At 72.7% G+C, this 22,025-nt stretch carries 22 protein-coding genes and 1 pseudogene; 6 read left to right on the top strand and 17 right to left on the bottom strand.

What is annotated here, in order from left to right:
- On the bottom strand, positions 1 to 1,613 hold a 1,613-nt coding region (locus tag IEY20_RS05335), incomplete at its 3' end, for a glycoside hydrolase family 65 protein (RefSeq protein ID WP_188888959.1).
- 64 nt (positions 1,614 to 1,677) lie between these two features.
- The gene (locus IEY20_RS05340; protein WP_175328329.1) at positions 1,678 to 2,445 is read right to left on the bottom strand and encodes an HAD family hydrolase; all 768 of its coding nucleotides are present in this window, start codon (positions 2,443 to 2,445) and stop codon (positions 1,678 to 1,680) included.
- Between the two features lie 272 nt (positions 2,446 to 2,717).
- On the opposite strand from IEY20_RS05340, the gene IEY20_RS05345 reads away from it, so the two are divergent.
- Complete coding sequence (locus IEY20_RS05345) at positions 2,718 to 3,185, top strand: NUDIX domain-containing protein (RefSeq protein WP_175328330.1); 468 nt, start codon at positions 2,718 to 2,720, stop codon at positions 3,183 to 3,185.
- Here IEY20_RS05345 and IEY20_RS05350 read toward each other — a convergent pair.
- The 10 genes and pseudogenes from IEY20_RS05350 to IEY20_RS05395 form a co-directional block, all read right to left on the bottom strand.
- Positions 3,127 to 3,867, bottom strand: coding sequence for an alpha/beta hydrolase (locus tag IEY20_RS05350; RefSeq protein ID WP_175328331.1), 741 nt, complete (start codon positions 3,865 to 3,867; stop codon positions 3,127 to 3,129). The two genes, IEY20_RS05345 and IEY20_RS05350, sit on opposite strands and share 59 nt — an antisense overlap.
- Positions 3,864 to 4,427 (bottom strand): GNAT family N-acetyltransferase, encoded by a 564-nt coding sequence (locus IEY20_RS05355; protein WP_175328332.1) that lies wholly within the window; start codon positions 4,425 to 4,427, stop codon positions 3,864 to 3,866. The genes IEY20_RS05350 and IEY20_RS05355 overlap by 4 nt, the downstream gene beginning before the upstream one ends.
- Before the next feature lie 9 nt (positions 4,428 to 4,436).
- The gene (locus tag IEY20_RS05360; RefSeq protein WP_229727884.1) at positions 4,437 to 4,865 is read right to left on the bottom strand and encodes a GNAT family N-acetyltransferase; all 429 of its coding nucleotides are present in this window, start codon (positions 4,863 to 4,865) and stop codon (positions 4,437 to 4,439) included.
- The gene (locus IEY20_RS05365; protein ID WP_175328333.1) at positions 4,862 to 5,563 is read right to left on the bottom strand and encodes a response regulator; all 702 of its coding nucleotides are present in this window, start codon (positions 5,561 to 5,563) and stop codon (positions 4,862 to 4,864) included. The genes IEY20_RS05360 and IEY20_RS05365 overlap by 4 nt, the downstream gene beginning before the upstream one ends.
- On the bottom strand, positions 5,560 to 8,052 hold the full coding sequence (locus IEY20_RS05370; RefSeq protein WP_175328334.1) for an ATP-binding protein: 2,493 nt from the start codon (positions 8,050 to 8,052) through the stop codon (positions 5,560 to 5,562). The genes IEY20_RS05365 and IEY20_RS05370 overlap by 4 nt, the downstream gene beginning before the upstream one ends.
- A gap of 142 nt (positions 8,053 to 8,194) precedes the next feature.
- Positions 8,195 to 8,797 (bottom strand): potassium-transporting ATPase subunit KdpC, encoded by a 603-nt coding sequence (gene kdpC, locus IEY20_RS05375; protein WP_031272388.1) that lies wholly within the window; start codon positions 8,795 to 8,797, stop codon positions 8,195 to 8,197.
- 2 nt (positions 8,798 to 8,799) lie between these two features.
- Positions 8,800 to 10,892 (bottom strand): annotated as a pseudogene (gene kdpB / locus IEY20_RS05380) (potassium-transporting ATPase subunit KdpB).
- 29 nt (positions 10,893 to 10,921) lie between these two features.
- Positions 10,922 to 12,604 carry a potassium-transporting ATPase subunit KdpA gene (kdpA, locus tag IEY20_RS05385; protein WP_188888949.1) on the bottom strand — a complete coding sequence of 561 codons (1,683 nt, stop codon included), beginning with the start codon at positions 12,602 to 12,604 and terminating at the stop codon, positions 10,922 to 10,924.
- Positions 12,604 to 12,693, bottom strand: coding sequence for a K(+)-transporting ATPase subunit F (kdpF, locus tag IEY20_RS05390; protein ID WP_042724093.1), 90 nt, complete (start codon positions 12,691 to 12,693; stop codon positions 12,604 to 12,606). Before kdpF ends, kdpA begins: the two co-directional genes overlap by 1 nt.
- 226 nt (positions 12,694 to 12,919) lie before the next feature.
- Positions 12,920 to 13,861, bottom strand: coding sequence for a helix-turn-helix transcriptional regulator (locus IEY20_RS05395; protein WP_175328336.1), 942 nt, complete (start codon positions 13,859 to 13,861; stop codon positions 12,920 to 12,922).
- Positions 13,862 to 13,922: 61 nt separating this feature from the next.
- On the opposite strand from IEY20_RS05395, the gene IEY20_RS05400 reads away from it, so the two are divergent.
- Together IEY20_RS05400 and IEY20_RS05405 are read left to right on the top strand one after the other, a co-directional pair.
- Positions 13,923 to 14,342: a VOC family protein gene (locus IEY20_RS05400; RefSeq protein ID WP_175328337.1), complete on the top strand. Its 420-nt coding sequence runs from the start codon at positions 13,923 to 13,925 to the stop codon at positions 14,340 to 14,342.
- 52 nt (positions 14,343 to 14,394) lie between these two features.
- Positions 14,395 to 14,907, top strand: a complete 513-nt coding sequence (locus tag IEY20_RS05405) for a hypothetical protein (RefSeq protein WP_175328338.1) — start codon at positions 14,395 to 14,397, stop codon at positions 14,905 to 14,907.
- 3 nt (positions 14,908 to 14,910) lie between these two features.
- Here the strand turns inward: IEY20_RS05405 and IEY20_RS05410 are convergent, their stop codons facing one another.
- Both IEY20_RS05410 and IEY20_RS05415 read right to left on the bottom strand, forming a co-directional pair.
- Positions 14,911 to 15,351, bottom strand: a complete 441-nt coding sequence (locus tag IEY20_RS05410) for a polysaccharide lyase family protein (protein ID WP_175328339.1) — start codon at positions 15,349 to 15,351, stop codon at positions 14,911 to 14,913.
- Between the two features lie 25 nt (positions 15,352 to 15,376).
- Positions 15,377 to 16,234: a putative RNA methyltransferase gene (locus IEY20_RS05415; RefSeq protein WP_175328340.1), complete on the bottom strand. Its 858-nt coding sequence runs from the start codon at positions 16,232 to 16,234 to the stop codon at positions 15,377 to 15,379.
- Positions 16,235 to 16,277: 43 nt separating this feature from the next.
- Here IEY20_RS05415 and IEY20_RS05420 point away from each other — a divergent pair, with 43 nt between their 5' ends.
- From IEY20_RS05420 to IEY20_RS05430, 3 genes are all read left to right on the top strand, one after another.
- The gene (locus tag IEY20_RS05420; RefSeq protein WP_022903915.1) at positions 16,278 to 16,886 is read left to right on the top strand and encodes a CG0192-related protein; all 609 of its coding nucleotides are present in this window, start codon (positions 16,278 to 16,280) and stop codon (positions 16,884 to 16,886) included.
- Between the two features lie 143 nt (positions 16,887 to 17,029).
- A complete protein-coding gene (locus tag IEY20_RS05425; RefSeq protein ID WP_175328341.1) occupies positions 17,030 to 17,956 on the top strand; it encodes an aldo/keto reductase in 927 nt (308 codons plus the stop codon).
- Between the two features lie 84 nt (positions 17,957 to 18,040).
- Positions 18,041 to 18,352: a GNAT family N-acetyltransferase gene (locus tag IEY20_RS05430; protein ID WP_175328342.1), complete on the top strand. Its 312-nt coding sequence runs from the start codon at positions 18,041 to 18,043 to the stop codon at positions 18,350 to 18,352.
- 6 nt (positions 18,353 to 18,358) lie between these two features.
- Here the strand turns inward: IEY20_RS05430 and IEY20_RS05435 are convergent, their stop codons facing one another.
- From IEY20_RS05435 to IEY20_RS05445, 3 genes are read right to left on the bottom strand one after another with little or no spacing between them, the layout of a single operon-like run.
- A complete protein-coding gene (locus IEY20_RS05435) occupies positions 18,359 to 18,559 on the bottom strand; it encodes a hypothetical protein (protein WP_175328343.1) in 201 nt (66 codons plus the stop codon).
- Between the two features lie 46 nt (positions 18,560 to 18,605).
- On the bottom strand, positions 18,606 to 18,836 hold the full coding sequence (locus tag IEY20_RS05440; RefSeq protein WP_022902570.1) for a hypothetical protein: 231 nt from the start codon (positions 18,834 to 18,836) through the stop codon (positions 18,606 to 18,608).
- Positions 18,837 to 18,870: 34 nt separating this feature from the next.
- Positions 18,871 to 22,008, bottom strand: a complete 3,138-nt coding sequence (locus IEY20_RS05445; RefSeq protein WP_229727886.1) for a GH92 family glycosyl hydrolase — start codon at positions 22,006 to 22,008, stop codon at positions 18,871 to 18,873.
- Positions 22,009 to 22,025 lie beyond the last annotated feature (17 nt).

The following is a 22,025-nucleotide window of genomic DNA, read 5'->3' on the forward strand; positions in this document are numbered from 1 at the left end:
GCGAGCTCTCGCGTGGCCTGCACGGCGTACCAGAGGTTCGCCCGCGCCATCACGTTCGTGTAGAGGTTGTCGTCGACGACGGTCGTGTACTCGTCCGGGCCGGTGACGCCGTCGATGTGGAACTTCTTGTCGCCGTTCGACCGCCAGAACCCGAGGTCCTCCCACAGCCGGGCGGTCTCGACCAGGATGTCGATCGCGCCGCGCTTGAGGAATTCGGTGTCGCCCGAGGCCCGCACGTACTGCATGAGCGCATGGGTGATGTCGGCATCGATGTGGTACTGCGCGGTGCCGGCGGCGTAGTAGGCGCTCGACTCCTCGCCGTTGATCGTCCGCCACGGGAAGAGCGCCCCGCGCTGGTTCAGCTCACGAGCACGGGACCGGGCCGCGTCGAGCATGTTGTAGCGGAACCAGAGCGCGTTCCGGGCCACGATCGGTGCCGTGTAGGACAGGAACGGCAGGACGTAGATCTCCATGTCCCAGAAGTAGTGCCCGCCGTACCCGGAGCCGGTGACGCCCTTCGCGGCGATGCCGTGCCCGTCGGTGCGGGCCGTGGCCTGCGCGAGCATGAACAGGTTCCAGCGGACCGCCTGCTGCACGTCCGGCTTGCCGGCCACCTCGACGTCGCTGCGCGCCCAGTAGTCGTCCATCCACGCGCGCTGGGCGGCGAAGACCTCGTCGACGGACTCGGCGTGGGCGCGGTCCAGCGTGCGGTCGCAGCGGTCCGCGAGCTCTCGCGCGGGTACGCCGCGCGAGGTGTGGTAGACGATGCTCTTCACGAGCCGGATGGGGACACCGGCCTTCGCCTGCACGCGGTAGACGTGCTTGGCGAGGTCGTCCTCGATCGAGGACGACTCGTCCCACGAGTTCTCGGTCTCCAGGTGGTGCTCGACGCCGACGCAGACGGTCATCCCCGAGCTCGCTGCCTGGTAGCCGAGCAACGACCGTCCGCCGGTGCTCCGCTTGAGCTTCGGCTCGAGCACCCGCTCGGTGAACGCCTCGGCCTTGCGCGGGTCGAAGGCGTTCGCCGCGGCACGCATGCCCGCGTGGTACTCGTCCTGCACGTCCTGCCGGTTCAGGACCTGGCTCGAGAGCAGGATCGAGGCGCCCGCGTCGAGCACGGTCACCTCGTAGTCGATGACCGCCAGGTGCCGGTCGGTGAACGACACCAGGCGCCGCGACCGGATGAGGACGCGCTTGCCGGACGGCGTCGACCACTCGGTCTCCCGGAAGAGGTAGCCGCCGCGGAACTCGAGCCGTCGGGTGTGGCGCAGGATGTCGGCCTCGGCGAGCACGAGCGGCTCGTCGTCGACGTAGAGCCGGATCACCTTCGCGTCGGGAGCGTTGATGATCGTCTGCCCGGTCTTCGCGAACCCGAAGGCGTCCTCGGCGTGGCGGATCGGCCAGGTCTCGTGGAAGCCGTTGACGTACGTGCCGTACTGCACGCCGCCACGGCCTTCGTCGAGGTTGCCGCGCAGGCCCAGGTAGCCGTTGCCGACGGCGAAGTTCGTCTCAGCGACGCCCTGCTCGTCGGGCGCGTACTCGGTCTCGACGAGCGCCCACTCGTCGATCGGGTAGCGGACGCGGTCGAGCGGGTCCGAGGTGATGGGGTTCATGCTGCTCCGTGGGAGGGAGGTGTCGGGATCGGTCGTGGGGCGGACGGGTCGGTCGCCCGACCGCTCAGGTCGTCGGTGCCGGGGTGGAGCGGAGGTCGTCGATCAGGTCGTCGAGGTCGGTCACGACGAGGTCGGCACCGTGCGCTCGGAGCTGTTCGGAGCCGACGCCGCGATCGACGCCGACGACGAGCCCGAAGCCGCCGTTGCGTCCGGCCTCGACCCCGCTGGTGGCGTCCTCGACGACCACGCACTCGGCCGCCGTGAGACCGAAGCGACTGGCGGCGTCCAGGCAGGTGTCCGGCGCGGGCTTGCCCTCGAGCGCGTCCTGCCGGGCGACGAGGCCGTCGACGATCACGGGGAAGCGTTCGAGGATGCCCGCCGTCCGGAGCACCGACACGGCGTTCGCGGAGCTCGACACCACGGCGACCGAGTACCCGGCGTCGATCGCGGCGACGAGGAACCGGTGGGAGCCGGGGTACGGCTCCACGCCGTGCTCGTCGAGCTCGGCCGTGAACTCGGCGTTCTTCCGGTTGCCGAGCCCGCACACCGTGTCCAGCGCGGGGTCGTCGTCGGGGGTGCCCTCCGGCAGCTCGATGCCGCGCGACCGCAGCAGCGAGCGCACGCCGTCGTAGCGGGGCTTGCCGTCGATGTACGTGAAGTAGTCCTGCTCGGTGTACGGGTCGACCCCGCGAGCGGCGAGGTACGGCGTGAACAAGCGGCTCCACGCGCGCATGTGCACGTCGGCGGTCGGGGTGAGGACGCCGTCGAGGTCGAACAGCAGCGCGCGCTGATCCGCGAGGCGGGCTGGGGTGGGCCGGTCCGGTGCGGTCATGCGCCCACTCTAGGACCGCCCCGCTCCACGACTCAGGCACGCGGCCGATGTGTGGAGAGAGTTCACCCACAGCGCACGTGTGCAGGACCCGCGTGACGCGGACCGTCTTGGTACGACCGGAGGGCGTCGCCCGCCTCACCGGGTGCCGCTCGTCGCGCGGCCGTGGACGCGATCGGCAGGACACGCGGGCCGGGTGACGGGCGCGCGCCGGGCCTCCAGACCGACCGCCGGGAGGCACGGATCACCGCGACCGGACCGCGTACGGTGACCACGTGACCGGTTCCAACCCCCTCCGTCTCCGAGCGGCCGCCGTGGCGGTCCGCGGCGACCAGGTGCTGCTCGTTCTCCGTGAACGGGACGGACGGCGCTACGCCGTCCTCCCCGGCGGAGGCGTCGAGCCGGGCGAGACCCCGCAACAGGCCTGCCTGCGTGAACTGCGCGAGGAGACCGGGCTCGGCGGCGAGCTGATCGCACTGCTGCCCGTCGGGCTCGACCGAGCCGCGCCGGCCGTGTACCTGCACGTCGAAGCGGGTCCGGGCGCACCGGAGGTCCGGTCGGATGCGCCCGAAGCAGCGCTGTCCAGCCCGTCGAACCACTACCAGCCGGCCTGGGTGCCGGTCTCGGATGTCGAGGAGGTCGGGCTCGTGCCGTCACTCGCCGTCGACGCGGTGCGGATGGCGGTCAGCGCAGGTCGGTCCCCGGCGGCAGCGCCGCCACCCAGCGCTCGACCGCCGCGCTGATCTCGGCGCGGGCCTCGGCCGGTGAGATGGTCGCGGTCCGGTCACCGGGCTGGTCGCCGTACGCCCCGAACTCGGCGTGGTTCGATCCCTCGACCTCGACCATCGTCGCGGTCGAGGGCAGGAGGTGCCGCGCCGCCGCGACCTTCGCCGGGGTGCTGAGGCCGTCGCGCGAGCCGGCGACGCTGAGCACCTGGATGTACGAGCGGCTGATGTCGTCCGCGCAGTAGCTGCCGAGGAGCAGGAGGCCGTCGGCGTCCTTCGCGAGCTGGCACGCACGCACCCCGCCGAGGGAGTGCCCGCCGACCGCCCACGTGGTGACCTCGGGGGCGTGCGCCTCGAACGTCGCGAGCGGCCGGGTGTCGAAGAACGCGAGGTTGAGGGTCGGCTTCGTGATGACGACCGTCGTGCCCGATGCCACCACCTGCCGGAAGGTCGCCAGGTACGCGTACGGGTCGACCTTCGCACCGGGGATGAACACGATGCCCTTGCCGTCCGCCCGGCCGGTCGGGGTCATGAGGACGGCGTCGCCGACGTCGCGGACCGACACCCGGTCGTCCCGCCAGACCTGGAGCGCGGCGCTCCGGGTGCCCTGCATGACGGTGTTCGCGTACACGAGGAACACCACGGCGAGCAGCACGACGGCTGCGAGGATCCACGCGGTGACGCGGAGTGCTCGGGTCACGGTCGTCCTTCCAGGTCGCGGCGCATCACGATCTCGTGGCGCCCGTCCGGCAGCGCCTCGCCCACGTCATCGGTCACGGAGAACCCCGTTCGTGCGTAGGTCTCCCGGGCGCCGGCGTTGTCCGGCACCACGGCGAGGACGAGCTCGCGGGCGCCCTGCTCCGCCGCCCAGGTCGCGACCGCGCCGATGAGCGCTCGGGCGACCCCGCGTCGGCGCTCGTCGGGTGCGACCCACATCGAGATGAGCTCGACGCGGCGCGGGTCGTCCGCGTCCGGGACGCCGCTGGCCATGCCGACGGCACGGACGGACCCGGCGTCGGGGTCGGCGTGGCGGCCCGGGACCGACGTCGTGCCGTTCGCCGGGTGCCCGTCGGTGTCGACCGCGAGCAGGTCGAGCGCGCCCGGCAACGACAGGCGGGTGCGCCACCGGTGCTCGGAGGCGTGCTCCCAGTCGACCAGCCGGGACCCGAAGGCACCGGGGGCGTCGGCGAGCGCCGCGAGCCGGACCGGCCGCCACACGGCCCAGTCGTCGGCGGTCACCCGGCGCAGCGCGATCGTCACGAGGCGACGCTACAGCGGGCGGCTCCACGCGACCTCCCGGGCGAGCTGCCCGGTCCGTCGGAACAGGGCGACCTGGGTGGTGCCCGCGAGGACGGCCGCGAGTTCGCCCGGGTCGGCCGGCGCGAACCCGAGACCCTGCCAGAACGGGCCGGACCTCCGGCTGAACAGCCACGCGCGAGCTGCGCCCGCGGACGCGGCCTGCCCCATCGCGACGGCGGCGAGCCGGGAGCCTGTGCCGGAGCCGCGCAGCGCCGGGCTGACGGCGACGCTGCGGAGGAGGGCGTGCCTCCCGTCCGCCGAGGTCTCGAAACCGGTCGTGCCGACGACCGAGCCGGACGCGTCGCGGACGGCCCAGAGGCGCACGCCGGGTGTTCCCAGGCCGGCGACGGCGAGGTCGTTCGCGGTCGTGCTCGTGCGCGTGCTCGCCGGGGAGCTCACGCGTGCCCCGGGCTGAAGCGGTACCCCATCCCCGACTCGGTGACGAGGAACCGCGGGTTCGCGGGGTCGGGCTCGAGCTTCCGTCGGAGCTGCGCCATGTAGAGCCGGAGGTACCCCGAGTCGTTGCCGTGCGACGGCCCCCAGACCTCGGTCAGGAGCATCTCGCGGGTCATCAGCCGGTCGGGGTTCGTCACGAGGACCTCGAGCAACCGCCACTCGGTGGGCGTCAGGCGGATCGCGGGACCGGTCGGCGGCGTGACCTGCTTCGCGACGAGGTCGACCACGAGCTCGCCGATCGCGACGGTCGGCGCACCCCCGGCAGAAGCGGCCACCGCGGCCTGACGACGCCCGAGCGCCCGCAGCCGGGCGAGGAGCTCGTCCATCTGGAACGGCTTCGTGACGTAGTCGTCCGCCCCGGCGTCGAGGGCGTCGACCTTGTCGGAGGAGTCGGTGCGCCCGGAGACCACGAGGACGGGCACCTGCGTCCAGGCGCGGAGCCCCTCGAGGACGCCGATGCCGTCGAGCCGGGGCATGCCGAGGTCGAGCAGGACGAGGTCCGGCCGTTCGGTGATGACGGCGTCGAGTGCGGCGCGGCCGTCCCGTGCGGTGACGACGTCATAGCCGCGGGCGGCGAGGGTGACGGCGAGCGCCCGGACGAGCTGGGCGTCGTCGTCGGCGATGAGGACCTTGGTGCTCACAGGACCGACACCCCCACGTGGCCGGCGATCGGCAGCCGCACGACGACGGTGAGACCACCGCCGGGGGTGTCGTCGACCTCGATCGTGCCGCCCATGCCCTCCGTGAAGCCGCGGGCGAGCGCCAGGCCGAGGCCGAGCCCGGTGTCGTTGTCGGTGTCGCCGAGGCGCTGGAAGGGCTGGAACACCTCGCCGCGGCGGTCCTCCGGGATGCCGGGGCCGTGGTCGGCGACGCGGAGTTCGACCCCGCCGCCGAAGGCGCTCGCGGCGACGCGCACCCGCGTCCCCTCGGGGGCGTAGCGGCTGGCGTTCGCGAGCAGGTTCACGACGACGCGCTGCAGCAGCACGGGGTCGGCGAGGACGGGCGGCAGGTCGGCGGGCAGGTCGAGGTCGACGTCCTCGGGGCCGAGTTCGAGCTCGTCGAGTGCCGGTGCGACGACCGTCTCCAGTGCGGTCGGGACCGGGCGCGCGGCGAGCACCCCCGCCTGCACGCGACTGACGTCGAGCAGGTCGGCCAACAGCACCGCCAGGTGGCCGAGGCTCTCGTCGGCGGTGGCGAGCAGTGCCTCCCGGTCGGGCTCGGAGAGCGTGATGTCGCCGGCGCGGAGGGTCTGCACGGCCGCGGAGGCGGCCGCGATCGGCCGCCGCACGTCGTGGCCGACGGCCGCGAGGATCGCGCTGCGGACGCGGTCCGCCGCGGCGATCCGCTCCGCGTCGACGGCGGTGCGGGTGAGTTCGCGGTGCTCCACGGCGGCGTCGAGCTGCTGCTCGACGACGCGCAGCAGGCGGCGCTGGGTCGGGTCGTCGGGTGCACCGGCGAACTCGAGCACGGCACCGGACGGGAGGGTCGTGGCCGCGTCCGGCGCGTCGCCGAACGTCCCCGACGTGGCCGGGACGTCGTCGCCCTGCCGGATCCGGACGCCCGCGAAGCCGAACGCCTCGCGCGTCCGGTCGAGCAGCGCCTGGAGCGCGTCGTCGCCGCGGAGGACACTCCCGGCGATGCCGACGAGCAGGCCCGACTCGGCGGCGGCACGGCGTGCCGCACGGGAGCGCCGCGCCGACCGGTCCACCACGAAGCTGACGAGCACGGCGCTCACGACGTACATGACGAGCGCCACGAGGTGCCACGGCTGCTGGACGGTGACCATGTAGAGGGGTTGCACGAAGAAGAAGTCGAGGCTCAGACCGGAGAGGACGGCGGCGAACACGGCGGGCCACATGCCGCCGACGAGTGCCACGACGAGCACGAGCAGCTGGTACGCGAGCACGTCGACCGTGATCGCGTCCGGGTCCTTGCCGAGCGACAGCAGCCAGGTGAGCAGCGGGCCGGCCACGAGCGACAGTACGAACGCGGCGACGATGCGGCCGCGGGACAGGCTGCCCCCGAGCCGCGGCAGGGCGAACCCGCCGCCGGCCCGCTCGTGCGTGACGACGTGCACGTCGATGTCGCCCGACTCGCGGATCACCGTGTTGCCGATGCCCGGACCCGTGATCGCCGCGGCCACACGGCTGCGACGGCTGACGCCGATGACGATCTGGGTGGCGTCGATCGACTTCGCGAAGCGCACGAGGGTCGTCGGCACGTCGTCGCCCACGACCTGGTGGTACGTCCCGCCGAGCTGTTCGAGCAGGGTCCGCTGCTTGCCGAGTGCACCCGGGTGCCGCTCGCGGAGGCCGTCGTTCGTCGTCACGTGGACGGCCGCCAGCTCGCCGCCGGCGCTGCGGGCGGCGATGCGTGCGCCGCGACGGAGCAGCGTCTCGCCCTCGGGGCCGCCGGTGAGGGCGACGAGGACCCGTTCCCGTGCCTCCCAACGGTGGTCGATGCCGTGCTCGGCGCGGTAGGCGCGGAGCGCGTCGTCGACCTCGTCCGCGAGCCACAGCAGCGCGATCTCCCGGAGGGCGGTCAGGTTGCCGAGGCGGAAGTAGTTCGAGAGTGCCGCGTCGATCCGCGCCGCCGGGTACACGAGGCCGTCGGAGAGCCGGTCGCGGAGGGCCGCCGGGGACAGGTCGACGACCTCGATCTGGTCGGCGGCGCGCACGACGGCGTCCGGGACGGTCTCCCGCTGCACGGTGCCGGTGATCTCGCGGACGACGTCGCCGAGGGACTGCATGTGCTGGACGTTCACGGTGCTGACGACGGAGATCCCGGCGGCGAGCAGTTCCTCGACGTCCTGCCACCGCTTCTCGTGGCGCCCGTCGGGAGCGTTCGTGTGGGCGAGCTCGTCGACGAGGGCGACGTCGGGCCGGCGGGCGAGGACGGCGTCGAGGTCCATGTCGTCGAGCTGCACCCCGCGGTGCTCGACGACGCGGCGGGGCACGACCTCGAGACCGTCGACGAGGGCGGCGGTGGCGGCGCGCTCGTGGGTCTCGACGACTGCGACCACGACGTCCCGGCCCTCGGCGGCCATCCGGTGCCCCTCTTCGAGCATCGTGTAGGTCTTGCCCACGCCGGGTGCCGCGCCGAGCAGGACCCGCAGCTTGCCTCGCTTCACGTGCTCATCCTCTCGCGTCGGTCGTCGCGGTGGTGGTGGACGGGGCGGCGCCGATGCTCCTCGCACCACCGAAGTCGGTTCGCGCCACGGTTCGGCGCGGTGCGAGGTGACTTCGGTTGTGCGGAAGCGATCGGCACCACCGTCAGGAGGCCTTCGCCAGCGCGAGGTTCAGCTCGAGGACGTTCACCACGGGCTCGCCGAGGAACCCGAGCTGGCGGGCCTCGGTGTGCTCGTCGACGAGCGTCCGGACGGCCGACTCGGACATCCCTCGAGCCGACGCGACGCGGGACACCTGCTGGAGCGCGTACTCCGGGCTGATGTCCGGGTCGAGGCCGGAGCCCGAGGCGGTGACGGCGTCGGCGGGGACCTGGCTGGCGGGCACCCCGTCGGCCTTCGCGATCGCCTGCTGGCGCTCCCGGATGGCCTTCACCAGGTCGGGGTTGTTCGGGCCGAGGTTCGAGCCACTGGACGCGTTCGCGTCGTAGCCCTTCTCCCCCGCGGCGCTCGGCCGGGACTGGAACCAGCGGGCAGCGGACGACCCGTCGAAGGACTGCCCGATCAGGGACGACCCGACGACCTTCCCCGACGAGTCGGTGACCATCGAGCCGTTGGCCTGGTCGTGGAAGGCGGCTTGCCCGACGCCCCAGACGGCGAGGGGGTAGGCGATGCCGAGCACCACGGTGCTGAGGAGGGTGAGGCGGATGGCCACACCCGTCGAACGGAAGGTGGAACGTGCTGATGCCATGACTAGAACCCCGGGATGAGACCGACCACGAGGTCGATCAGCTTGATGCCGATGAAGGGGACGACCACGCCGCCGACGCCGTAGAGGAGCAGGTTGCGGCCGAGGATCGACGATGCCGACGCTGCGCGGTACTTGACGCCGCGCAGCGACAGCGGGATGAGCGCCACGATGACGAGCGCGTTGAAGACGACGGCGGACAGGATCGCGGACGACGGGCTGTGCAGCCCCATCACGTTGAGCGCCGCGAGCCCCGGGAACGCAAGCTGGAACATGACCGGGATGATCGCGAAGTACTTCGCGACGTCGTTGGCGATCGAGAACGTGGTGAGCGCGCCGCGGGTGATGAGCAGCTGCTTGCCGATCCGGACGACGTCGATGAGCTTGGTCGGGTCGGAGTCGAGGTCGACCATGTTGCCCGCCTCCTTCGCCGCAGTGGTGCCGGTGTTCATCGCGACGCCGACGTCCGCCTGGGCCAGGGCCGGGGCGTCGTTCGTACCGTCACCGGTCATCGCGACGAGGTTGCCGCCCTCCTGCTCCTTGCGGATGAGGGCGAGCTTGTCCTCCGGGGTGGCCTCGGCGAGGAAGTCGTCGACGCCGGCCTCGGCCGCGATGGCCTTCGCGGTGCGCGGGTTGTCGCCCGTGATCATCACCGTCCGGATGCCCATCTCCCGCAGCTGCGCGAAGCGTGCGGACATCCCGTCCTTCACGACGTCCTTGAGGTGCACGACACCCAGCAGGTCGACGGCACCGCCGGGCGCGCGACGGGCGACGACGAGCGGGGTGCCGCCCTGGTCGGAGACCTCGGCCACGGTGGCGTCGATCGCGGCGGTGACGGCCGGGTCGGCTGCCCCGGCCCACGCGAGCACCGCGGCCGCGGCACCCTTCCGGACCTCGGTCCCGTCGGTGAGGTCGAGCCCGGACATGCGGGTCTGTGCGGTGAACGGCACCTCGACCGCTCCGACGGGCAGCCCGGCGCCGATCCCGGCCTCGGCGGCCAGGTCGACGATGGAGCGGCCCTCGGGGGTGCTGTCGGCGGCGCTCGACAGCGCGGCGGCCTCCATCAGCTCGGCTTCGGTCACGCCCGGCACCGGCACGACACGGGACGCCCGACGGTTGCCGTACGTGATCGTGCCGGTCTTGTCGAGCAGCAGGGGGTGATGTCGCCCGCCGCCTCGACCGCTCGACCGGACATCGCGAGGACGTTGTGCTGCACGAGGCGGTCCATGCCGGCGATGCCGATCGCGGAGAGGAGCGCACCGATCGTGGTCGGGATGAGGCAGACGAGCAGGGCGATGAGCACCGGGATGCTCACGGTCGCACCGACGAGGCCCGCGATGGGCTGCATGGTGAGGCAGACGATCACGAACACGATCGACAGCGAGGCGAGCAGGATGTTCAGCGCGATCTCGTTCGGCGTCTTTTGTCGGGCGGCGCCCTCGACGAGCCGGATCATCCGGTCGATGAAGGTCTCGCCCGGGGTCGACGTGATGCGCACGACGATCCGGTCGGACAGCACCCGCGTGCCGCCCGTGACGGCGCTGCGGTCGCCGCCGGACTCCCGGATGACCGGCGCGGACTCGCCCGTCACCGCGGACTCGTCGACGGACGCGATGCCGTCCACGACGTCCCCGTCGCCGGGGATCACCTCACCGGCCACGACCACGACGACGTCGCCCTTGGCGAGGTCCACCGACGCGACCTCCTCGGTCTCGTTGCCGGTGGCCGCCGGGTCGGACTGGTCGTAGCGGAGCACCCGGCGGGCGCTCGTGGTCGACCGCGTCTTGCGCAGGGTGTCGGCCTGCGCCTTGCCGCGGCCTTCGGCCACGGACTCGGCGAGGTTCGCGAAGACGACGGTCAGCCACAGCCAGACGGCGATCGCGATGGTGAAGGCGGACGGCTCGACGAACAGCGAGACGGTGGTCAGGGCGGCGCCGACCTCCACGATGAACATGACGGGGTTGCGCCACATGAGGCGCGGATCGAGCTTGCGGAGGGCGCCCGGGAGGCCCGCCGCCAGTTGGCGGGGTCCGAAGGCGGACGAGGTGGCCGGCCTGGAGGCGGTGGTCGCCTCCGGAGCGGAGGTCGCGGTGGTCATGGTGGTGTCCTTGGACGTCGACGGCGCGTTCATCGTGCGAGCGCTTCTGCGAGGGGTCCCAGTGCGAGCACCGGGAAGTAGGTGAGGGCGGTGACGATCACCGCGACGCCACCGAGGAGGCCGATGAAGAGCGGCCGGTGGGTCGGGAGCGTGCCCGAGGTCGCGGGCACCTTGTCCTGCTGGGCGAGCGACCCGGCGAGCGCCAGGACGAGGACCATCGGGACGAAGCGTCCGAGGAGCATCACGACGCCGAGCGAGGAGTTCATCCAGGTGGTGTTCGCGGTGAGGCCGCCGAACGCCGAGCCGTTGTTGTTCGCGCCCGAGGTGAAGGCGTAGAGGAGCTCCGACAGGCCGTGGTTGCCCGGGTTGAAGATCGACGTCCCGACGACCTGCTCGCGGACGCCCGGGATCACCAGGGACAGCCCGGTGGCGAGCAGCACGAGCGTGGGCGTGACGAGGATGTACAGCGCCGCGAAGGTCATCTCACGGGCACGGATCTTCTTGCCGAGGTACTCCGGCGTGCGACCGACGAGGAGCCCGCCGATGAACACGGTGATCACGGCGAGGACGAGCATGCCGTACAGGCCGGATCCCGTCCCACCGGGGCTGATCTCGCCGAGCATCATGTTGAGCAGCGCCATCATGCCGCCGATCGGCGTGTAGCTGTCGTGCATCGCGTTCACCGCGCCGGTCGACGTGGAGGTCGTCGCCGTCGAGAAGAGGGTCGAGCCGAGGATGCCGAAGCGCGCCTCCTTGCCCTCCATCGCGGAACCGGCGAGGTGCGTGGCCGCGCCGCCCCCGCCGAGCTCGGCGATCGACATGACCGAGAGCGACACCAGGAAGATGGCGCCCATCACGGTGAGGATCGCGTACCCCTGGCGGTCGTCGCCGACCAGGCGGCCGAAGGTGCGCGGGAGGGAGAACGGGATGACGAGCATGAGGAAGATCTCGACGAGGTTCGTCCACGCCTGCGGGTTCTCGAACGGGTGCGCCGAGTTGGCGTTGAAGTAGCCGCCACCGTTCGTGCCGAGTTCCTTGATGGCCTCCTGTGAAGCGACGAAGCCGTCCGGGATGTGCTGCGTCCCGCCGATCAGGGTGGTCACGTCCGTGCCGCCCCCCCACGACTGGATGACACCGCCTGCGACCAGGACGATCGCGAAGACGAAGGCTCCGGGGAGCAGCAGGCGTCCGGTGCCGCGGACGACGTCCACCCAGACGTTGCCGAGGGTGCCGCTCTTCCGACGGGCGAACCCACGGACGAGTGCCACGGCGACCGCGAGGCCGACGGCTGCGGAGAGGAAGTTCTGCACCGCGAGGCCCGCCATCTGGCCGCTGTAGCCGACCGTCGCCTCGGGCGAGTAGGACTGCCAGTTCGTGTTGGCGACGAAGGACGCGGCCGTGTTGAACGCGAGCGACGGCCCGACGTTCGGCAGGCCGAGGTCCCCCGGCAGCACCACCTGGATGCGCTGGAGCAGGTAGACGACGAGGAGCCCGACGACGCTGAAGAGCAGCACACCTCGCAGGTAGGCGGCCCAGGACTGCTCGGCGTCGGGGTCGACACCGATGACCCGGTAGACGCCGCGCTCGACGCGGTTGTGCCGGACGGGCGTGTAGACGCTCGCCATCCAGTCACCGACCGGGCGGTAGCAGACGACGAGGAGCAGGACGAGGAGCGCGGCCTGGGCGATGCCGGCCCACGTGTCCCCGCTCATCAGAACTTCTCCGGCCGGACGAGCGCCCAGACCAGGTAGACGACAGCGGCGACGCCGAGGACGGCCGCGGCGATGGTGATGCCGATCACAGCCGCTCCAACCCCTTGGCGATGAGGGCGACCACGCCGAACACGGCGAGGACACCGGCGACGACGAACACGTCGAACACGAGGACTCCGTAGGTTGCACGGGCCCGCCACCGGGCGGTGCGGGCCGCACCATTCCTGGTGCGTCACCGATCGTGCGACCGGTGGCGTGCCTCCAGGCCGGTCCTAACGGAATCCTGACGCCGTCCTGACGGACGCGTGCGCGGTCCTAACGGGCCGCTGCGTGGAGACGGTCGCCGAGCGCCGCCGTGGCCGCGCGCAGCTCCGGGGGTGCGCTCACGGTGAAGTCGACGGCGAACCCGCCGACCCGTGCGGCCAGCGCCTCCCACGACCACGAACCGGTGGTCAGGCGGCACCGCTCCGGACCCGTCGCTTCGAGGACGTCGGCGGGGTCCAGGTAGGGCGCGACCGCGTTCGCCGGGCACCGGAGCTCGACCGTACCGGTGCACGGCCAGGCGTCCTCGACCGTGGACCCCTTGGAGCGCGCCGCCACGAAGGACGCCGGATCGCCCCCGGGGACCGCTCGCGGTGAGAACCGGAGCCGCGTCGGCGCCCGCGGCGTGATGCGGTCGACCCGGAACGTCCGCCAGTCCGTCCGCTCGAGGTCCCACGCCAGGAGGTACCAGCGGCCGGACCGGGCGACCACGGCGTGCGGCTCCACCCGGCGGAGGTCCTCGTCCGGTCCGTAGCCGAAGCGGAGGACCTCCTTGGCGGACACTGCTCGGCTGACCTGCACGAGCACGTCCGGGTCGACCGTCGTCCTCGCGGCAGTCGTCAGGACGTCGACCGTGCCGACACGGTTCCGGAGCCGCTCGGGCAGCACCTGCCGGAACGTCGCGAGCGCACGGACGGCGCCCTCCGCGATGTCGGCGCCCGACGCCGGGGCAACCGCGAGGGCGATGGCGATCGCGACGGCCTGGTCGTCGTCGAAGAGCAGCGGCGGGAGGTCCGCACCCGCGGCGAGCCGGTACCCGCCGGCCGGGCCCCGGAGCGCCTCGACACGGTAGCCGAGCTCGCGGAGCCGGTCGACGTCGCGACGGAGCGTGCGCGGGCTGACCTCGAGACGCCCGGCGAGTTCGTCGCCCGGCCAGTCCCGGTGCACCTGCAGCAGGGACAGCAGCGTCAGCATGCGCGAGGACGGTCCGGACATGCGTCCAGTATCGAGGAAGAAGCGGTCACGATCTGACCGCATTGCGCGACAAGCTCGTCCCATGAGCATCGAGACCACGACCCACCTCAACTTCGACGGACAGGCCCGCGAGGCCCTCGACCACTACGCCCGTGTCTTCGGCGGCGAGGTCGCGTCCATGACCTACGGCGCGATGAGCGCCTCCGACGAGCCCGCCTGGGCCGACCGCATCGTCTTCGGGCAGGTGGCGACTGACGCCGGCTTCCGGATCATGGCGTTCGACGTGTGGCCTGGCCAGCAGTACGACCAGGGCAGCAACGCCTTCTACGTGTACGTCCACGGGGACGATGCGTCCGAGATCGAGCGGTACTGGACCGGGCTGCTCGACGGCGCCGAGGTCCGGCAGCCGCTCGCGCCGTCGGCCTGGGCGCCGCTGGCCGGGCAGCTCCGGGACCGGTTCGGCGTCATCTGGGCGCCCGACGTGGCCGCACCGCAGGTCTGACGGCTTTCCGGAGCACTTCTGCACGGAATCCGTCAGCCGGTACGGTGCCGGCATGCCCGAGTACCGACCGATGCCCGGCTACGAGCTCGGCCAGGGATGGACCGGGACGCGACGCCGTCGCTCCCGGTCCGCCCGGGTCCGACGCTGGGCCGGGCCCCCGATCGGGCTGTTCGCCCTCGTGGCCGCGTGCCTGCTCGTGCACTGGTACGCGGGCGTCGCGCACACCGTGGTGTGGGAGTGCGCCGTCTCGAGCTGCGGGACGGACGACCCCCGCTCCTTCGCGCCGATCGGCTCGTGGGTGCTCGTCGTCCTCGCGGCGTTCGGCGTCCGGACCCTGCCCGGCCGCGGCTGGTGGACCGGAGTGGCCGTGCTGCTGTTCGGGGCCGTCGCCGGCTGGTCGATCGACTGGTGGCGAGCGCCGGGCATCGACCTCGAACTGTTCGTCACCCCGATCGCAGCCGGGGTCGTCGGCCTGGGGTTCCTGCTCGTGCAGGTCGGCCGGGCGGTGGACCGCGCCCGTGGTCGGGCGCACGTCGCTCGTCGGCGGGCGGCCAGGGGCGAGTGAGGGTCAGCGCGCGACCGTGAAGCTCTGCGACGGCCCCGCGCAGCTCGCGTCGTCCGGGCACGGCGCGTAGTCCCAGTTCGCGATGGAGACCGAGGCGTCCCCGGGCTCGATGTCGGACGGTACCGGGACGGACACCGACCACGATCCGTCGAACGCGTCGTCCGAACGCGCGGCATCGGCGAACGCGGTGTCCTCCGGCACGTTCTCGCCCCCGTGCTGCACCTCGATGCGCCATCCGCCGTCCGGCACGTGCACGTCGCACTCGTCGTCGGTGGCGAACATCACCGTGTCACCCGCGCGGACGGTGCCCGGTGTGACCGTGAACCGGGGGAGGCAGCCCGCCGTCGGGCCGTACACCGGCGACGCGGAACACCCCACCAGGACGCCGCTCACGGCGAGGGTCAGCACGAGGGCGGCGACGAAGCGCGAGTGGATGCGTGTCACTGGCTCATCATGCCCTGAGGACGATTCAGGCGGGAGTCCACGTGCTGACCGTCACCGCAGCGGTCACCTCGGCCGCGTCGAACTCGGTGCCCTCGGGGACGTGGTGGTGGCTGGGACCCATGTGCACGACGTCGTGGACGTCCTCGGCGCTGAGGTCCATCGTCCACGTCAGGTCCTCGCTGGACCGGCGCGCGAACGCCGGCGTCAGGGAGTCGTGCAGGCGCCGGTCCTTCTCCGGGTCGACGGCGATGGTCGCCGCCGCCAGCTCCGCCAGGTGGCCGGTCCGTGGCGTCACCACCACGAGCACGCCGTCGGGGTGTAGGACCCGCGCGTACTCGCGCTGGTTGCGGGGCGCGAAGACGTCCAGCAGGACTGCGGCCGCTCCGTCGACGACCGGGAGGCGCTCGGTCACGTCCCCGACGACGGCCCCGGCCCGCTCGTGGGCGCGTGCGGCACGCCGGATCGCGACCGGCGAGAGGTCCAGCGCCACCCCGAGCCGGGCAGCACCCGCGTCGGACGTGCGGGGTGCGTCGGACCCGGCGCCGGGCCTCCCGTCCGCCGCGCGCAGGGCATGCGCGAGGTAGGTCCCCGGGCCGGAACCGACGTCGAGGACGATGCCCGGAGCGGGCACCGCGGCGACGATCGCGGCGATCGCCCGCTCGACGGGCGCGTAGTGGCCGCGGCCGAGGAACCGGAGCCGCGCGTCGACCATCTCCGGAGTGTCCGCCGTGAGTGCGCGTCGCTTGGCTGGCAGCAGCGTGAGGTGTCCCTGCTTCGCCTCGTCGAAGCGGTGCCCGTTCGCGCAGCCGATCTGCTCGTCGACGCGGGCGAGCGACTCGGCGCACACCGGGCACGCGAGCACGGGGAGCAGGTCGTCGCGCACCCGTCCAGCGTAGGGCCGCCGACCGCACCGGTAGGTTCTGGTCATGGCGATCATCCACGAGGCGGTCCTCCGCCCCTCCAAGGCCGAGGCGCTCGCCGTCTGGTTGCCGTTGCAGCCCTGGAGCGGCGTCACGCCCGGCGAGGCGGTCGAGGTCGTCGGCCGCTTCCGCTTCGACGACCCGGCAGGCGAGGTCGGGGTCGAGACGATCGTCGTCCGCACCGGGTCCGGTCGGCTGCTGCACGCACCGCTCACCTACCGGGCTGCGCCGCTCCGCGGTGCCGACGCGTTCCTGGTGACCGAGATGGACCACTCCGTGCTCGGTCGGCGCTGGGTGTACGACGCGACCGGGGACCCCGTCTACGCCGACGTGGTCCGCCGCGCGATCGCGACCGGTGGGCACGAGGCCGAACTCGAACGCGCGGACGGCGCCGGGTCCTTCGACAAGGAGGCCACGGCGGTGGGCAGCGGATCGGCGCCGTCGTCGCCGACGGTCACGGCGGTCGACACCAGGACCGAGGAGGGCGAGACGACGATCGCCACGGGGCACGGGGAGCTCGTGGTCCTCCGGGTCGTCGGCTCGCCGGTGCCGTCGGGCGAGACCCTGCGGGCGACGTGGGCGACGGGGTCCGGCGTGCTCGTCGTCCTCGTGTAGCGCGCCGACCGGGCCCCGCGCGCCGACCGGGCCCCGCGCGCCGGTCGGCCTCGCGGGCCGACCTCGTCGGCTGCCGGCGCCGCGCGGTCCGGGGTACCGGCAGGGCCTGCCGCCGGTGCGGTCCGGCTGGCAGGATCGTCGGCGTGAAGACACTGGAGTTGCCACAGACCGACCTCACCGCGTCCGACGTCGTCGTCGGTCTCATGCGGATCAACGACATGAGCGACGAGGACGTCCGCGCGCTCTACTCGGCGTCGCGCGACGCGGGCGTGACCATGTTCGACCACGCCGCGATCTACGGCGGCTGGCACGGCTGCGAGGCGCGCTTCGCCGAGGCCGTGACCCTGTCGCCGTCCGAGCGTGCGGCGATCCAGCTGCAGACGAAGGTCGGCATCCGGCAGGGGTACTTCGACTTCTCGTACGAGCACATCCTGTCGTCGGTCGAGGAGTCCCTCGCGGCCCTCCGCACCGACTACATCGACGTCCTGCTGCTGCACCGCCCGGACGCGCTGGTCGAGCCGGAGGAGGTCGCGAAGGCGTTCGACGAGCTGCACGCGGCGGGCAAGGTCCACCACTTCGGCGTCTCGAACCACACACCCGGTCAGGTCGAGCTGCTGCGTCGTTCGGTGAACCAGCCGCTCGCGTTCAACCAGGTGCAGCTGAGCATCACGCACGCGAACGTCATCGCGCAGGGCGTCGCGGCGAACATGGGCGGGCTCGACCAGTCCGTGGACCGGGACAACGACATCCTCAACCACGCGCGGCTCAACGACATCACGCTGCAGGCATGGTCGCCGTTCCAGAAGGGATTCTTCGACGGCGTGTTCCTCGGCGATCGCGAGCACTACGCCGAGCTGAACGACGTGCTCGACGAGGTCGCGGCGGCGCACGGCGTCACGCCGACCGGCATCGCGGCGGCGTGGATCACCCGGCACCCGGCGCACTTCCAGGTCGTCCTCGGCACGACGAACCCGCAGCGGGTGCGGGAATCGGCGGCGGGCTCGGACGTGGAGCTCTCGCGCGAGGAGTGGTACCGGATCTTCACGGCGGCGGGACACACCGTCCCCTGAGCGCGTTCGCGCCGCGCCGCGCCGCGCCGCGCCGCGCCGCGCACAACCAAAGTCACCTCGAACCAGGGTTCCACGCGGTTCGAGGTGACTTTGGTTGTGCAGACATCGTGCGCCACGGACGGCAGGGTGGTCGCCACGTTCCAACTCACCCGGATCCCCGGGATGGCGCGTCGGGGATCCACGAGGCTCCTCGTCGAGGCCGTACGGGTCAGCAGCACGCAGCGCTCCGGCGGGGTCGGGACCGCACTGATGCGGTGGGTCACCGACGAAGCGGCGCCATCGCTCGGGGCGTCGCTCGTGCAGCTCACCTCCGACGCCGCCCGGACGGACGCACACCGCTTCTCCGAGCGGCTCGACTTCGTCGGGTCACACGTCGGGTTCAAGTTCACGCGCTGACGCGCGTCAGTCCTCGGACGGCGGCGACGGCACGGCGACGTCCACCGGCGACACCCGCGTCGGGTCCGCCGAGGCCCCGCCGACCACGTCGAACGAGATGCCGAGCTCGGCAGCCGTTTCTTCGTCGAGTTCGAGTCCGTCTTCCTTCACCTGGTCCTCGGGGATGGCCCGGCCACCGGAGGGGTCCCAGGAGTTCGCGATCGACATGCGGCCGAGCATGCCCGACCCGCATGGCAATCCGCCAAGAAGCGCGTCAGAGGTCGTCCGTGTGGAGCCGGTCGCCCGCCTGCGGACGTCGGAAGACGGGACCACCGCCGGCTTCGTCCTCGTCGTGGTGGTCGACCGGCGAGACGCTCGGGTCGGGCGAGTCCGGGCCCACGTCGGCACCGCGGTCCTCCTCCACCTCGAGTTCGGTGGCGTCGGAGCCGTCCACGGGGACGGACGCGCCGGGCTGCTCCGGATCGAACGGTGTGCTCATCGACATGGGCCGAGCATGCTCCGGGCCGGTGAACGGCGGGTCAACGCTGTCCGTCCGCCGCGATCAGCTCGAGCTGCGTGACGGCGACGTCCGTGACGGCGGAGAACGTGAACGCCGACCCGGCGCCCTCCAGGCGGAAGACCCGGGTCTGGCCGGCCCGGTCGAACTCCGCCTCGCGGACCGCTGACGACCCGGACCCGAGCGCCACGTCCCACGAGTAGCTCCCGGGCGTCTCGACCGTGACCGTGTAGAGCGACACCGGCACCGACGGCACCGCGAACGTGACGGACGCCCCCGCGGCGAGCGCCGTCGCGGTCCGCCCGGTGTCGTCGCTCAGCGGTGAGGACCCGACGGGCAGCAGGTCGACCGGGACGTCCCGGTACCCGTGCACCTCGGACGCGGAGACCGGCCGCGTGGCCGACGCCCAGCCGGCGGGCTCCGCGGACAGCGTGAACTCGATGGTCGACGCTGCGGCCACGACCTCGTGCGGGATGCTGACGGACTCCCAGGGCGCCCCGTCAACGGTGACCGACGCGACGTACCCGCCCACCGGCCCGGACACGACCTCGATCACGGTCGGCGTCGCACTGCCGTCCGAGGAGCCCGGACGGAGGACGGTCCGACGCACCGACGGCGGCACGAGCACGTAGGTGCCCGTCGACGGCGCCAGGGGGTAGAGGCCGATCGTGGCGAAGACGTACCAGGCGCTCATCTCGCCGTTGTCCTCGTCGCCGGGGTACCCCTGCCCGAGGTCGGAGCCGACGAACAGCCGCTCGAGCGCCGTCCGCACGATCCGGTGTGCGTCGTCGTGCCGGCCCGTGAACATCGGGAAGAACGGGATGTGGTGCGCCGGCTGGTTCGACATCCCGAGCATGCCCATCCGCACGTCGCGGGCCTCGGTCATCTCGTGGATGGGGAAGCCGTAGGAGCCGGACCGCTCGGTGGCGCCGGTCTCCGCGGTGGCGAAGAACGTGTCGAGCGCGGCGTCGAACCGGTCCGGACCGCCGTGCAGGTCGACGACCCCGGCGCCGTCGTGCGGCGCGGTGAAGGCGGTCCCCCACGCGTTCGTCTCGGTGTAGTCGTCGCCCCAGTCGCGCGGGTCGAACTCGGAGCCGATCCGCCACGAACCGTCCGGGTCCCGTCCGATGAAGAAGCCGCGTTCGGCGTCGAAGACGTTCCGGTACTGCAGGGAGCGCCGGGCGAACCACTCGTGCTCGGCCCGGAGCCGGTCACGGTCCGCGTCGGTGGTCGCGCGGTCGGCGAGCAGGTCCGCCATGACCGCGAGCCCCCAGTCGTTGATCGCGGCGTCGAGGGTCCAGCTCATCCCCTCGTGGGTCGCGGTGTCGACGTGGCCGCGGAAGGCGCCCGGGAGGCTCCCCTTGCGACCGACACGCTCGTCGCGCGGCGGGACGGTCGCGTTGCGCACCGCGCTCCGGTACGCCGCCGGCAGGTCGAACCCGTCGACGCCCTTCGCGGCGAGGTCCGCGAAGACCGTGTCGCTCGTGGTGCCGGTCATGCAGTCCTCGGCGCCGGGCGCGCTCCACCGGGGCGTCCAGCCGCCGTCGTGGTGGTGCTCGACGAAGCCCTGCGCGAGCTCGCCCGCCGTCTCCGGGGTGAGGAGCCCGAGCAGCGGCCACGCGGTGCGGTACGTGTCCCAGAACCCGTTCGTCGTGGTGAACGGCCCCTCGACGACCTCGGGTCCGGGCTCGTCGCGGATCGGGGACGCCTGCACCGAGCCGTACGGGGACCGGTGACGCGGGGTGCCGTCCAGCGCGGTCTCGCCGGCACGGTTCGGGTAGAGGAACAGCCGGTACAGGCCCGAGTACAGCGAGGTCAACTGGTCCGGCGTCGCCCCCTCCACGGCGAGCGTCGCGAGCTCGGCGGTCCACCGGTCCTCGGCGTGGGTGCGCATCGCGTCGACGTCCCCGGCGGCGTCGAGGTTCGCGCGGGCGTCCTCCATCGACACCGTGGAGATGCCGAGGAGCACGTCGACGTCCCCGTCGACCGTGAGCCACCCGCGCAGTCCGTGCTGGGCGACGACGGTGTGGTCCGCCGTGACCCGGGGCACCCGGAGGTGGACGTGGTGCGGTGGGGTGCCCGGGCGGTCGTCGAGGAGGCACTCGACGACGGCCGTCCCGTCGGCGATCGTCACCGAGACGTCGGACACGCGGCCGTGGTGGTCGAGGACGACGCTGCGCGTGCCCGTGAAGCGGAAGCCGAGGGCGAACTCCCCCGCCGTCACCTCGGCCGTGACACCGTGGTCGAGGGCGACCCGGTACCGGTGCGGGCCGTCCTGCTCGTCGTCGTGGTCGAACCCGAGCGCGCGGGCGGTCCGGTCGGGGTCCGGGGTGTCGAGCGGCGAGGGCATGACCTGGAACACCCCGCGGTCGCCCATCCACGGCGACGGGATGTGACTCGTGGCGAAGGCCTGGATCGCCGGACGCACCCGGTCCCCCTCGACCCGGGAGTGCTCGTGGAACGCGTACGGCCACCGGTTGCTCGACGCGTCGGTCATCGGCAGGCCGAACACCCCGCCGTGCGGCAGCCCGACGAGCGGTGCGGTGTTCCCGCGCGAGAACCGGGACGACGCCTGCGTGCCCCGGGTCGTGCGGACGTGGTCGAGCGGCGTCGTCGGGGCCGGCCGTGCCGGACCCAGCCGGACGTCGTCGAGCCAGCCGCGGAGCGCCGGACGCTCCCCGTCGCCGGACGGGTGCTGCGCGTCGGAGCCGAGCCGGGCCTCCAAGCGGTCGACGACCCGACCCGCGAGCGGGGTGAGGTCGACCGCCCGACGGTTCCACTGGTCGACCCACTGCTTGCGGGCGGCGTCCTGCGCCTCGGGCATCGGCGCGTCGCCGTACTGGTCGTGCGCGACGCTGCTCAGCCGCGTGCCGTCGGTGCAGACGAGGTCGAGCGCGAAGGCCGTGGCGTCCCAGAAGTGCGGGAGGTCGGCCTCGGTCGGCTCGGAGCGGCCGTCGGGCAGGGTCCGCTCCGGGAACCACACCCACGACAGTTCGTCGCCCGGCGCGATCGTGCGACCGGACCACCCGGGGACCACGCCCTCGGCGACACCGCCGCCGGACGGTCGTTCGACGGCCCAGGCCTCCGCCGACGAGTACCCGACACCGTTCCGCGCTGCGACGGCCGTCGTCGGCCCGCCGCTCCGTTGCAGCTCTTCCACCCGGCCAGCCTATTGGT

Source organism: Curtobacterium luteum (assembly GCF_014646995.1).
Classification (GTDB): domain Bacteria; phylum Actinomycetota; class Actinomycetes; order Actinomycetales; family Microbacteriaceae; genus Curtobacterium; species Curtobacterium luteum.

Excerpts from the sequence above, each read along its gene's own strand:
- IEY20_RS05340 (WP_175328329.1), bottom strand. The coding sequence starts at position 2,445 with ATGACCGCACCGGACCGGCCCACCCCAGCCCGCCTCGCGGATCAGCGC.
- kdpC (WP_031272388.1), bottom strand. The coding sequence starts at position 8,797 with ATGGCATCAGCACGTTCCACCTTCCGTTCGACGGGTGTGGCCATCCGC.
- kdpA (WP_188888949.1), bottom strand. The coding sequence starts at position 12,604 with ATGAGCGGGGACACGTGGGCCGGCATCGCCCAGGCCGCGCTCCTCGTC.
- IEY20_RS05395 (WP_175328336.1), bottom strand. The coding sequence starts at position 13,861 with ATGTCCGGACCGTCCTCGCGCATGCTGACGCTGCTGTCCCTGCTGCAG.
- IEY20_RS05400 (WP_175328337.1), top strand. The coding sequence starts at position 13,923 with ATGAGCATCGAGACCACGACCCACCTCAACTTCGACGGACAGGCCCGC.
- IEY20_RS05405 (WP_175328338.1), top strand. The coding sequence starts at position 14,395 with ATGCCCGAGTACCGACCGATGCCCGGCTACGAGCTCGGCCAGGGATGG.
- IEY20_RS05420 (WP_022903915.1), top strand. The coding sequence starts at position 16,278 with ATGGCGATCATCCACGAGGCGGTCCTCCGCCCCTCCAAGGCCGAGGCG.
- IEY20_RS05435 (WP_175328343.1), bottom strand. The coding sequence starts at position 18,559 with ATGTCGATCGCGAACTCCTGGGACCCCTCCGGTGGCCGGGCCATCCCC.
- IEY20_RS05440 (WP_022902570.1), bottom strand. The coding sequence starts at position 18,836 with ATGTCGATGAGCACACCGTTCGATCCGGAGCAGCCCGGCGCGTCCGTC.